Source organism: Variovorax sp. JS1663 (genome assembly GCF_002157355.1).
In the GTDB taxonomy this organism is placed as follows: domain Bacteria; phylum Pseudomonadota; class Gammaproteobacteria; order Burkholderiales; family Burkholderiaceae_C; genus Variovorax.
The window spans coordinates 1-11,654 of the sequence record NZ_LYMK01000040.1 but is presented as its reverse complement, the minus strand read 5'-3'; the positions used below and the strand labels follow the sequence as shown (position 1 = coordinate 11,654).

Annotated in this window: 10 protein-coding genes and 1 pseudogene; 4 read left to right on the top strand and 7 right to left on the bottom strand. The window is 65.4% G+C overall.

What is annotated here, in order from left to right; translation table 11 throughout:
• The first annotated feature begins 29 nt into the window (after positions 1-29).
• The 4 genes from A8M77_RS26405 (at position 30) to A8M77_RS26390 (ending at position 5,134) form a co-directional block, all read left to right on the top strand.
• Positions 30-851 carry an alpha/beta fold hydrolase gene (locus tag A8M77_RS26405; protein WP_086924497.1) on the top strand — a complete coding sequence of 274 codons (822 nt, stop codon included), beginning with the start codon at positions 30-32 and terminating at the stop codon, positions 849-851.
• 130 nt (positions 852-981) lie between these two features.
• Positions 982-2,376, top strand: a complete 1,395-nt coding sequence (locus A8M77_RS26400; RefSeq protein WP_086924496.1) for an MFS transporter — start codon at positions 982-984, stop codon at positions 2,374-2,376.
• 8 nt (positions 2,377-2,384) lie between these two features.
• Positions 2,385-2,918 carry a 2,4'-dihydroxyacetophenone dioxygenase family protein gene (locus A8M77_RS26395; protein WP_086924495.1) on the top strand — a complete coding sequence of 178 codons (534 nt, stop codon included), beginning with the start codon at positions 2,385-2,387 and terminating at the stop codon, positions 2,916-2,918.
• A 284-nt stretch (positions 2,919-3,202) separates the two neighbouring features.
• Entirely contained in the window at positions 3,203-5,134 is a 1,932-nt protein-coding gene (locus A8M77_RS26390; protein ID WP_086924494.1) for an ATP-binding protein, read from the top strand.
• Positions 5,135-5,306: 172 nt separating this feature from the next.
• On the opposite strand, the gene yjjJ is transcribed toward A8M77_RS26390, so the two are convergent.
• The 7 genes and pseudogenes from yjjJ to A8M77_RS35560 form a co-directional block, all read right to left on the bottom strand.
• On the bottom strand, positions 5,307-6,680 hold the full coding sequence (gene yjjJ, locus A8M77_RS26385) for a type II toxin-antitoxin system HipA family toxin YjjJ (protein ID WP_337590030.1): 1,374 nt from the start codon (positions 6,678-6,680) through the stop codon (positions 5,307-5,309).
• A 99-nt stretch (positions 6,681-6,779) separates the two neighbouring features.
• Positions 6,780-7,823, bottom strand: coding sequence for a branched-chain amino acid ABC transporter permease (locus A8M77_RS26380; protein WP_238136973.1), 1,044 nt, complete (start codon positions 7,821-7,823; stop codon positions 6,780-6,782).
• Between the two features lie 4 nt (positions 7,824-7,827).
• The gene (locus A8M77_RS26375) at positions 7,828-8,688 is read right to left on the bottom strand and encodes a branched-chain amino acid ABC transporter permease (RefSeq protein ID WP_086924492.1); all 861 of its coding nucleotides are present in this window, start codon (positions 8,686-8,688) and stop codon (positions 7,828-7,830) included.
• An 18-nt stretch (positions 8,689-8,706) separates the two neighbouring features.
• Complete coding sequence (locus tag A8M77_RS26370) at positions 8,707-9,408, bottom strand: ABC transporter ATP-binding protein (RefSeq protein WP_086924491.1); 702 nt, start codon at positions 9,406-9,408, stop codon at positions 8,707-8,709.
• A gap of 55 nt (positions 9,409-9,463) precedes the next feature.
• Positions 9,464-10,183 carry an ABC transporter ATP-binding protein gene (locus A8M77_RS26365; protein ID WP_086924490.1) on the bottom strand — a complete coding sequence of 240 codons (720 nt, stop codon included), beginning with the start codon at positions 10,181-10,183 and terminating at the stop codon, positions 9,464-9,466.
• Positions 10,184-10,196: 13 nt separating this feature from the next.
• Complete coding sequence (locus A8M77_RS26360; protein WP_086924489.1) at positions 10,197-11,450, bottom strand: ABC transporter substrate-binding protein; 1,254 nt, start codon at positions 11,448-11,450, stop codon at positions 10,197-10,199.
• Between the two features lie 48 nt (positions 11,451-11,498).
• Positions 11,499-11,654: pseudogene (locus A8M77_RS35560) on the bottom strand (maleylacetate reductase); the annotation flags it as partial.

Below are 11,654 nucleotides of genomic sequence, written 5' to 3'. Positions count from 1 at the left end.
ATCAACACACTTACGACGGAGCACTTCTCATGGCACAAGGCAAATTCATGCGGGTCAACGGCACGACACTCTGGGTCGAGGACACCGGGGAGCAGCATCTTCCGATCATCCTCTGCCTGCACTCCTGCTTTCTCGACGGCACGATGTTCGATGAACTGGTTCAGGCCGCCGAAGGCCGGTTCCGTGTCGTTCGTCCGGACTTCCGTGGTCAGGGCCGCAGCGCGATCGAAGACGTCGACATCATCACGATGGATCAATGCGCGGACGACATGGAAGCACTGATCGAGTTGATGGGCCTGAGCTCGATCAACGTGATGGCCCAGTCGATGGGCGGCGACGTTGCGTTCCGCCTGATCGCAAGGCGCCAGGAGCTGTTCCGATCGCTGATCGTCGCGGGCTCTTCCGCCTGTTCCGAGCCGGCGGACCAGGGGGCGCTGTTCGCGCAGTGGGTGGTCGATGCCGGCAACCATGGCTTCACTGGCGAGATCCTGGAAATGACCATGCGCGTGATGTTCGGCGAGACTACACGCGCTGATCCAGCCAAGCAGGCGATGGTGTCGTACTGGCGCGAGCGGATCGCGTCGCTACCGAAGGCGCTGCGGCCGGCGATGAAGGGCGTGATGCACCGTGAGAGCTCGGTGGAATTGCTGCCCTCAATACACATCCCGGTGCTGATCATCAACGGAGAGGAAGACATGCCGCGTCCGCCCGCCTGGTCCGATCAGATGAAGGCCAATCTGCCAAATTCAAAGCTAATCCGTCTCAAGAAGATCGGCCACAGCCCGACGCTCGAAGCACCCGAGCAGGTGCTGCCCGAGATTGTCGGCTTCTTCGTCGAGCCGCGCGTCTAACGCAGACGGACTGAGCGGCCCCGAGCGGGCCGTGCCGCCCTCCTTCATCGCAATCGCAGGCAACTCGTGGCGCGTCACGGCGCCGCGGGCGGCCGTGCCGTTGCCGCCACCCACCTAACTGGAGCTTGCAATGGAATCCATCTCCGCCCACAAGGGCACTGCCGGTTCGATCGGCGCTTACGGCACGAAGCGGTCGGGCGTCGCCCGACAATCCTGGATCGCGCTCGCACTGTTGTGGGTCATCTATGCGCTCGATGCCAATTCGCGCCAGATGTTCTTCATGGTGCTGCCCTCGATCACGCAGGAGTTCGGCACTGACGCAGCCACCATGGGCCTCTATGCCACGATGATCACAATGGCCACGGCGCTGATCGCGATCCCAGCGATGGTGTGGGCCGATCGCGGCGGCCACGGCTGGCGGCGCAAGTATCGCCATTTGCCGATCGTGATCGGCTACACCATCTTCACCTTCTTCACCGGCATCAATGCCTGGACTGGCACCATCGGCCTGCTCGTGCTGATGCAGGTGCTGTCGCACGCGTTCGGCGGCGCCGGGGAGGCCATCGAGGTCACGTCTCTCTCCGAATGGTGGTCGCGCGAGCGCCGCGGTTTCGCTCTCGGCGTGCATCACACTGGCTATCCGTGGGGCACCCTGATCGGGGGCCTCGCCGTTAGCGCACTGCTCGGCGTCTATGGGCCAGATCAGTGGCGCCTCGCGTTCCTGCTGTTTCCTATCCCGATGTTCATCGCGTTCCTCATCTACTGGCGCTACTGCAGTGAGAAAAACTACAAGGCGCTCGAACAGCACGTGGCCGCCGCCGGCGAGACGCCCCCTTCCGCGGACTTCGCCGGGCACGGCAACGGCGCGCCGAAGGGCTCACTATTGGTCGCGCTGAAGAATCCGAACATTCTGGTCATCGCCATCGTTTCGCTGCTGGCGATCGTCGGCTACTTCGGCATCAGCTTCTGGTTGCCGCAGTACCTCGCCTTCGTCGCCAAGTACAACTTCGCCGAAGCGGCGGCCTACAGCGTGCTCTTCACGATCACCGGCGGCCTCGGACAGATCGGCTGGGGCTGGCTCTCCGATCGGATCGGCCGCAAGCTCTGCCTGATGATTCTTTTTGTCTGGCTCGCGGTGGCGCTGCTGCTTTTCAAGTACACCTACGTCAGCCTGGCAGCGCTGGTCGCGATCCAGCTGTTCGCCGGGCTGGCACTGAACGCGCCGTACACGCTGGTCTACGCCATCGCCTTCGATTCGACGAAGCCCGGCACTTCGGGCATCGCCGGCGCAATCATCAACGTCGGCATCTACCTTGGCGGCTTCGGACCCTTCGTGATCGGCGCGCTGATCGGGGCAAAGGGCGGTTTCGGCGTGGTCGAGGGCTACAACGACGCTCTGTACTTCATCTCCGGTCTGATGTTGGTGGCCTTCCTCCTCACGGCCTTCTTTACGCGCGAAACCACGGGCTGGTTCCGCCGTTTCGATCGCGCCATCGTCTCTAAGGCTTCCTGCAACCTCAAATAAGGCTCCTCATGTCCCGATCAACTGCCCGCTCCCATCCGCCTGGCCTCGTCGGCTTCCGCGTGCCGATCCCACGCTTCGCTGCGCCCGAGCTCGTGATTCCGGAGGTCCTTCCCGAGGATGAAAGACAGTGGGTGCCGCAATCTGCGAACGTCTGGTTCCGCCCGCTCATGCTGAATGTCACGCAAGGATACTTCGTCAACATCCTTCGTGTGCGCAAGACTGGCGTGTTGTCGCGCCATCGGCACGACGGCCCCGTTCATGCTCACGTGCTGAAAGGCCGTTGGTACTACCTCGAACACGAATGGACGGCCACCGAAGGCTCTTACGCCCACGAAGTGCCCGGCGAGGTGCACACCCTGTACGTGCCCGACGACGTGAGCGAAATGATGACGCTGTTCCACGTCACCGGTGCCTACACCTATCTCAACGGGGAGGGCATGCCGGTCGGACACGAAGACGTGTTCACCAAGATCGAAGCGGCAGCCCAGCACTACGAGACCGTCGGCCTCGGCGAAGACTACGTGAAGCAGTTCATCCGCTAAGGACCGCCGCTTGCACTGGGAGTGCTAATGCGGCTGGACCCACGGCGACGATTGCGCCCGCTGGCGACGTCACCACGGGCGCCTCAGCGACGCGCCCAGGTCGCAGCGGAGCCATTGGATTCGGCTCGCGAGCTTCCGATTGTTCGGATCCCGACCGACCCTGCTCCGATGGAGCTGATGCAGGTGAGGTCCGCCAAGCCTGCCGGCGACAGGTGGCTCAGGGGGCAGGAGTTTCGGAATCTGACACTGTTCGCGAAAGAATAGATCGCCACCAGGAGACGGCATTGCCGAATGACTTCGTCGACAGAACTCACTGCTCATACATCTTTGGGCCGTTTGAGTTGCTGCCTGGGCGCCAACTCCTTCTGCGGGACGGCGTTCAGGTGCGCATCGGCGGGCGCGCAATTGACATCTTGTTGATGCTTCTGGAGCGCTCTGGTCAGCTCGTGAGCAAGCAAGAACTCATGGAGCGTGTTTGGCATAAAACCGTCGTGGAAGAGGGCAACCTCAAAGTCAACATTGCCAACCTAAGAAGAGTTCTCGGCGACGGTCCTGGCCCCTGCAGGTACATCGCGACAGTGAACGGCCGGGGGTACCGCTTTATCGCGGGAGTTCAAACTGGGGACGAAATGGGTCATTCGGCTCCTTTGGCCGAACCAAGTGGACCTGGGCACAACTTTCCGATCGCGCGAACAAAGATCTTCGGGAGACGGGAAGCGATCAACGCGATTCAACATGACCTCGGCGTCACGCGCCTCGTATCGATCGTCGGTGCCGGGGGCATCGGAAAGACAACTGTCGCGCTGGCCGCCGCGGAGCAAGCGGCTTCCGGATTCAGGGACGGCGCATGGTGGATCGACCTGACCTTGGTGAACAGCCCCGCTCTGATCCCGAACGCGCTGGCAGCAACGATGCGGCTGACGGTTCACACGGCAGACGTGCTTGGCGCGCTGTGTGAAGCATTGCATGGGCGACATGTCTTGCTTGTTCTTGACAACTGCGATCAGATGATCAACGCGACGGCCGAATGCGTTGAGCGGATTCTGGCAACAACTGTATGCCCACGAATTCTTGTGACAAGTAGGGAGCCACTGCGGGTGTCGGGAGAACGCGTCCGTCGCCTTCCCGGCCTAGGCACACCTTTCGAGTCGTCCCATCTCCGTGCGACGGAGGCGCTCACATTTCCAGCCGTCCAGCTGTTCGTCGACAGGGCTGCTGAAACCCTGGATCGGTTCAAGCTGCGGGATGCCGACGTTCCGGCAATTGCGGAGATATGTCGGAGGCTGGATGGTGTTGCGCTGGCCATCGAGCTTGCAGCGACACGCATTGAGGCATTCGGTGTCGCTGGCATACTCAAGCAGCTTGAAGATGGGTCCCGACTTTTAGGAAGTCGGAGAGCGGGACCGAAGCGACACCGCACACTGACTGCAACGCTTGACTGGAGCTATGGGCTGCTATCGGAAGATGAAGCCACGCTCCTGCGCGCAGTCTCGGCATTCCCCGCATGCTTCGATTCCGTTAGTGCTTCGGCCGTCGCGGCAATCGCCGTTCCCGATGCATCGGAAGGGCTTGCGCAACTCGCGTCAAAGTCATTGCTCGCGACGGAGCTGGATGGAGAGGATGTTCTCTACCGCATGCTCGAAACGACGCGCGACTATTGCGCCGGCCTCTTGAGATCGAGCGGCGTCGAAGACGAAGTTCGCAGCCGACATGCTCAACATGTCCTTGAGCTGCTGCGCTGCGCCGCGCGTGAACGGGGGGAGCGCCCCGCTATTGAATGGGGTGCGACCTACAAACAATTCATAGACGACCTGCGCAGTGCGCTTGCCTGGGCCGGACAAGACCAAGACCGCGCAGATTTGCAGATCGAGCTGACTGTGGCCGGTATCGTGCTGTGGGAGCACCTGTCGCTGATGGAGGAGTGTCGGCAACATGTCGTACGGGCCATCGGGCAGCTTGATGCGACGCAATTCGCCGGTGCCGCATTCGAGATGCAGCTTCAGGCCTCGCTCGCCGGCACGACGATGTTTTTGCAAGGCTGCGTGCCTCAGGTCGAGAAGGCTTTGCAACGCGCATTGGAAATTGCCGATCGGATAGGCCACATTGATTTTCGCCTCCGCTGTCTTCGAATGTTGGCCGCCTACCATCTGTTTGGCGGCAAGAACGAGGAAACGATCCAGACCATCGAAACACGCTATAGGTGCCATGGCGGCTGAAGACGCCGCACTTGCGAAACTCTGCCGCATCCCAATTCTTCGAAGCTTCTGCGGCGCGCCAGCATTCGCGCGTGGCGCTACCGCGCCGCGGCCTGCTTCCGGCGCCGACGGCAGCCACTTCCAGGCGCCCTGCCTCGACCACTCCGCGCAGTCGCGACGAGGCCCGCTGGCGTCAACTCGGCCGCGCTCGCTGAAACACGGGTTCGTCCGCGCCGGGCAGCAACGGTTCTTCATGTGCCTCCAGGCTGCCCGCGTGACCTTTGGCCGTCCGGCGGAACGCGCTCGAGATTCGTTTCTCCGCCGCCACGCTGCGCCAGAACGCGATGGCGAGCGCCCTGGCCTGGTCCCACACCCGCAGCGTGTCGGCCGTGGGCGCCAGCTTTCCCGGGTCGAAGTCCTCGCGAGACACCAGCTCGCCCGCCACGGGCGCGTAGATCATGGGCAGGGTGTCGTACGCCGGCGCCAGCGCCCAGTTGCCCGAGGGATCGATGACGAGCGAGATGTTCCCGTAGTGCCGGTCGGTATTGCCGATCAGTTGCCCATATGCCTCCAGCAGCCGGAGCCGGTCGGCATCGCTCGACCGCATCAGGCCGCGGGTGCTCATGCGCTCGGCGGTGGCCGCCCAGTTGTCGATCTGGCCGATGTATTCGCTGTCGAAGGCCAGCAGGGAGACCATGCCGATGCGGCCGCGCGACGTGCGGTCGAAGCGCTCCACTTCGAGCAGGATACGGCCGCCCCCGCTGAAGATCCGGGTCTTCGCCGCGGGCACGCCCGCCGCGCTCAGCGTCGCCAGCGCCAGGTGCTCGCACACCAGCAGATCCGCCCACCGGCGCTCGGGCGCGGAGCCGCCAGCAGGCGAGAACTTGACGATCACCGGTTGGCCGTCCTCGCGGACTGTGCAGAACTTGGGCTGCTCGCCGCCCGCGGACGATCCAGGAAGCGCGCCATGCATTGCGGCCTCGGCCAGCTCGGGATACTTGCTGGGAGGCACTCGATCAGCCGGCAGGGAGTGCATGAAGCGCTCGAAAGACTGCGCACCGATGATCAGGTTGCCCGGCAAGTCCTCGCCGGCCTGGCACAGCGCCTTCAGAACGTCGTCGTCCGTCCAATGCTCAGGGTTGTCGGCCAGGCGCAGATCCCTCCGGGCATGCGCGAACGCACGCCCCAGGAAGCCCTGGGGCCGCATGTCGGCCAGAAACCAAGGGAGACCGTCGTGTAGTTGCGCGAGAGGCGGATCGAACTCCTCGACCCAGCATCGGCCGCGCATGGACGGGATCAGCGAGCCGAACTCCGAGACCTTGCCGGTGCCGTCCACCTTCATGATCGGGATCGTGCCGGTGGTGCCCGCACCCTCCACACGGCGCGGCATGACATAGGCCTGGTTTCGTGCGCGGCCGACCTTGAGCACCTCGCCGGCGGCAAGCAGCGGCGCCAAGGCGCGCGAAATCGAAGCCTGGCTGGCTCCAGTGACCTGCTGCAGCTCGGGGCTTCGGACTGCACCGGCCCCCTGGAGCGTTTGACGAACGCGCTCCGTCAGGTCGCTCATTTGAATAGATTCAGTTCCCTAGTTTTCCCTTTGGGAATCGGCAAGATGAATAGATATCTGAATATTAATCTGAATAAATACTTCGGTCAAGGCTGCCACTCAACGCCTCGGGGCAGGCTCGCCCCGCACCAGCACCCGCTGCGTCGGAAACAGCGACCACCCCCAGCGCTGCTGCGCAAACCCCCACAGCCCCTGCTTGAAGAAGATCGTCACCACGATCGCCAGCACGCCCAGGCCCAGCAGGTACCAGGTCCCGTAGTCGCTCAGGAACTTGTTGAGCGCCCAGAAGATGAGCGCCCCCACCAGCGGCCCCTCGATGCGGCCGATGCCGCCGATCACCACCATGAAGATGGCGAAGGCGGTCCAGTTCACGCTGAAGGCCGCGTCGGGGCTGATACGCAGGTTGCCCACGAAGTAGAGCGCGCCCGCCAGGCCCGCGCCGAAGGCCGCGACCACGTAGACCGCGAGCTTCATGCGCGCGACCGGGATGCCCTGCGATTCGGCCGCCACCTCGTTGTCGCGGATCGCCAGCAGCGCCAGGCCGCGCTTGCTGCGCAGGAACAGATAGACCAGCGCGATGGCCGCGACCACGCAGGCCAGCGCCATCCAGTAGGTCACGCTCTCGCGCGTGGCGCGCTCGATGCCGCGCAGCGCGGTGAGCGTGGTGCCCGAGCCGCCGCCCACCGCCGAGACGTTGGCGAAGCTGAGGCGGAAGACCTCGGCGATCACCCAGGTGCCGATGGCGAAGTAGCCGCCCGAGAGCCGGAACGCGACATAGGACACCGGCACCGCGATCGCCCCCGCGGCCAGCGCACCCAGCGGGATGGCGACAAAGGGATTGAGCCCCGCGAAGTTGCCCAGCATCAGCATCACGTAGCCGCCGAAGCCGAAGAAGGCCTGCTGCCCGATGCTGACCATGCCGCCGTAGCCGGCCAGCAGGTTCCACATCATCGCGAAGATGAAGTAGCAGGCGATCTCGACGAACTCGCGCATCCAGCTCGATTCGCCCCAGAAGGGCAGGCTCGCGGCGAGCAGGACGAGCGCAATGGAGATGCCGAGCGCGGCCCGGCTCGCGGCGGTGCCGCGCACCACCTCGAAGCCGGGATGGGTGGCGGCCGTCGTCAGGACGGGGTTCTTGGTCATCGCATCAACCTCGCGTCTTCGGGAACAGTCCCTGCGGCCGCAGCACCAGCACGACGAGGAACACGATGTGGCCGACCCAGATGCCCCAGCCGGGGTCGAGCCGGAAGCCGATCTGCTGCGTGATGCCCAGGATCATGGCGCCGGCCAGCGTGCCCCAGAAGGAGCCCATGCCGCCGATGATCACGGCCTCGAAGGCGAACAGCAGCAGCAACGGACCGTCGGAGGGCGAGACCGTCGTGCGCATGCCCTGCAGCGCGCCGGCCACGGCGATCAGCACGAAGGCGATGGCGGTCGCGAAGGCATACACCTTCTTCGCGTTGAGCCCCATCAGTTCGGCGATCTCGCGATCGTCCGAGACGGCGCGGAAGGAGCGGCCGAGCGCGGTGCGCGCGAACAGCCACTGCAGCGCGGCGGTGGCGCCGACCGCGACGGCGAGGATCACCAGCGGCAGCACGCCGACCGAGAGCGAATCGCCGAGCGCCAGGCCGCGCGTGTTGAGCCCGTCGGTCTCGATCGATCGCGGATCGGCCGAGAACAGCTCCAGCAGCAGGTTCTGGATCACGATCGAGAGGCCGAAGGTCACGACCAGCGACGGCAGCGGGTCCTTGCCCAGGGTGCCGTTGAGCACATAGCGCTGCATGGCATAGCCGAAGCCGAAGGCCAGCGGCAGCACCGCCAGTGCGACGAGGAAGGGCGCGCCGCCCGCCAGCGCGGTGCCGGCGATGACGGCGAAGGCGCCGAGGATGATGAAGTCGCCCTGCGCGGTGTTGGTCAGGCGCATGACGCCGAACATCAGCGACTGGCCCAGCGCGAAGAGCGTGTAGAGGCCGCCGAGCAGGATGCCTTGGACGAGGATGTCGAGCATGGCGCGTACGTGTCCTTGTCAGAGGCCGAAGTAGGCCTGCGAGATCTGCTCGCGCGACAGCGCATCCGAGCGGCCGGTGAGCGAGACGCGGCCCTCCTGCAGGCAGTAGATGCGCTGCGACACGCGCTGCGCCATGGTGACGTCCTGCTCGACGATCGCCACCGTCATGCCCTCGCCGGTGATGGCGGGCATGGCGGCGTAGATCTCGCGGATGACGATCGGCGCCAGGCCCAGGGACAGCTCGTCGCACAGCAGCAGCTCGGGGTTGCTCATCAGCGCGCGGCCCAGCGCCACCATCTGCTGCTGGCCGCCGGAGAGCGACGTGCCGGGGCTGTGGCGCTTCTCGGCCAGGATGGGGAACAGGCCATAGAGGCGCTGCAGGTTCCAGGGCCCCTTGCGGCCGGTGAGGCCGCCGATCAGCAGGTTCTCCTCCACGCTCAGGCTGGGGAAGAGGCGGCGACCCTCGGGCACCATGGCCAGGCCGCGCTTGACGATCTCGCCGGGCGGAAGGCCGCCGATGGGATCGCCCTTGAAGCGCACCGCCTCGCGCGGCGCGCGCACCAGGCCCGTCAGGCATTTCAGCAGCGTGGACTTGCCCGCGCCGTTGGCGCCGATGATGGCGACCAGTTCGCCCTGCGCGAGCGACACGTCGACGCCGAACAGTGCCTGGGCATCGCCGTAGAAGGCCTGCAGGCCGCGGGATTCGAGCAGGTTCGTCATTGGAAAACCTCCGCGCTCCGCGCTGCGGTATTCGCCTTGGGAGCGGCCCGGCGGCTCATGCTTCCATCCCCATGTACACCCGCCGCACCTCGGCATCGTTCATCACCGCCCGCGGTTCGCCCTCGGCCAGCTTCTGCCCGAAGTTGATGACGAAGAGGCGGTCGGCCAGCGACAGCAGGGCATGCACCACGTGCTCGATCCAGATCATGGTCACGCCGCGCGCCTTGATGCGCTGGAGTTCCTCCACGAGTTCCTGCGCCTCCGGCTCGGTCAGGCCGCCCGCGATCTCGTCGAGCAGCAGGAGCTTCGGCCGCGTGGCCAAGGCGCGCGCCAGTTCGAGCCGCTTGCGGTTGAGCAGCGTGAGCCCGCCGGCCGGCTTGTTGGCATGGGCCATCAGCCCGGTCTCGGCCAGCACCTCGTGCGCGGTCTGCCAGGCCTCGCGCTCGGCCTGGCCGCCGCCGAAGCAGGCGGCCGTGACCAGGTTCTCGAACACGCTCATGTTGCCGAAGGGCTGCGGCACCTGGTAGCTGCGGCCGATGCCGGCATGGCAGCGCTGGTGCGGCTTGAGGCCGGTCACGTCGCGCCCCTGGTACTCCACGCGCCCGGCGTCGACGCGCACGTCGCCCGAGATCAGGTTGAACAGCGTGGTCTTGCCCGCGCCGTTCGGCCCGAGGATGCCCAGGGTCTCGCCCTCGGTCACCGCGAGCGTGATGTCGTCGGTGACCTTGAGCGCCCCGTAGGACTTGCGAACGCCGTGCAGCGCGAGAAGGGTCATGGCACTTGACCGTTCACAGCAGCTTCAAAGTGCCGCTGGTGGGAATGTTCTTCGCGGCCTCGTTGTTGACGAGGGTCAGCTCGTACTTGTACTTCTGGCCCTTGCCCCACTGGCCCAGCACCAGCGGTGTCTTGCTGACGTTCTTGAACGGGCCCTGGCCGCCCCACTTCACCGGGCCGACGACGGTGTCGAGCGAGGTCGCGGCGACGGCGTCGCGCACGTCGGCGGCCTTGACCGACTTGGCGCGCGTGAGCGCATTGGATGCCACCTCGAAGAGCGCGTGCGCGAAGCCGATGGGCTGGGTCCACTGCTTCTTCGCGCCGGCCTCGTAGGCCTCGGCCAGCGACTTGGCGCTCTGCTTCGTCAGGCTGGACGTGAAGGGATGCGAGGGGCTCCACCACACCTCGGTGGAGAGGCCGTCGCCCAGGTCGCCCAGCGCCTCGATCGCGCCGGGGAACAGCAGCGCCTTGCCCAGCGTGATGACCTTGGGTTTGAAGCCCTGCTGCCGCGCCTGGGTGAGGAAGGTCTTGGCATCGGGCGGGATCACCACGCCGGTCACGATCTCGACGTTGTCGCGCTTGAAAGCGGCGATCTGCGCGCTGAAGTCCTGCGTGCCGTTCTGGAAGCGGCCCGGGTCGGTGAGGGTGAAGCCCATCTGCGACAGCGGCTTGGGAAAGCCCAGCTCCTTGTCGCCCCAGGCGTTGCCGTCGCCGTCGTTCGGGAACAGGCCGCCGACCTTCTTGTTGGTGGCGACCGTCTTCCAGCCGTTGGTGAAGTTGGCGATGACGTCCTCCAGGCCCCAGAACAGGTGGTAGGTCCAGGCGAAGCCCTTGGCCGGGTCACCCTTGCGGCCGAAGAACCACGGCTGCCAGGGCACCACGCTGGAGATGCAGGGCACCTCGTTGAGCTCGCAGGCGTCGCTCACCGGGTTGGCCGTCTCGGGCGTGCCGGCGGTGAGCACCAGCGCCACCTTGTCCTTGAGGATCAGGTCGTTGGCGACCTCGCCCGCGCGGTTGGGATTGGACTGGCTGTCCTTCAGGACGATCTGCACCGCGTACTTCCTGCCGCCCACGCTCAGGCCGTCCTTGAAGGCGGTCTTCATCTGGTCGATGACCCACTTGTCGGCCTCGCCGAAGGGCGCGAGCGGGCCGGTCTGCGGCGAGACGTAGCCGATCTTGAGGGTGTCGGCGGCGAACGCCAGCGGCGCGGCGCTGCCGGCAGCAAGAGCCGCTGCGGCCTGGGTGAACTGTCTGCGATTGAGGGCCATGGTTGTCTCCTTCTTCGTTGTCTACCTGCACAAAACGGTTCGATGCCTTCAGGCCGGCGGCGCGCCGATGTACGCGCGCTGCAGCAGCGCGCGGATCGCATCGCGCTCGGCCGGGCCGAAGGGGCGCGGGTTCCAGTAGGGGTTGGCCACTGCGATGTCCGCGGCGCGGTCCAGGTCGGCTTCCTTCATGCCGATGTCCTTCAG

Coding starts and splice junctions, on each gene's coding strand:
- A8M77_RS26405 (WP_086924497.1), top strand. CDS start 30: ATGGCACAAGGCAAATTCATGCGGGTCAACGGCACGACACTCTGGGTC.
- A8M77_RS26400 (WP_086924496.1), top strand. CDS start 982: ATGGAATCCATCTCCGCCCACAAGGGCACTGCCGGTTCGATCGGCGCT.
- A8M77_RS26395 (WP_086924495.1), top strand. CDS start 2,385: ATGTCCCGATCAACTGCCCGCTCCCATCCGCCTGGCCTCGTCGGCTTC.
- yjjJ (WP_337590030.1), bottom strand. CDS start 6,680: ATGAGCGACCTGACGGAGCGCGTTCGTCAAACGCTCCAGGGGGCCGGT.
- A8M77_RS26380 (WP_238136973.1), bottom strand. CDS start 7,823: ATGACCAAGAACCCCGTCCTGACGACGGCCGCCACCCATCCCGGCTTC.
- A8M77_RS26375 (WP_086924492.1), bottom strand. CDS start 8,688: ATGCTCGACATCCTCGTCCAAGGCATCCTGCTCGGCGGCCTCTACACG.
- A8M77_RS26370 (WP_086924491.1), bottom strand. CDS start 9,408: ATGACGAACCTGCTCGAATCCCGCGGCCTGCAGGCCTTCTACGGCGAT.
- A8M77_RS26365 (WP_086924490.1), bottom strand. CDS start 10,183: ATGACCCTTCTCGCGCTGCACGGCGTTCGCAAGTCCTACGGGGCGCTC.
- A8M77_RS26360 (WP_086924489.1), bottom strand. CDS start 11,450: ATGGCCCTCAATCGCAGACAGTTCACCCAGGCCGCAGCGGCTCTTGCT.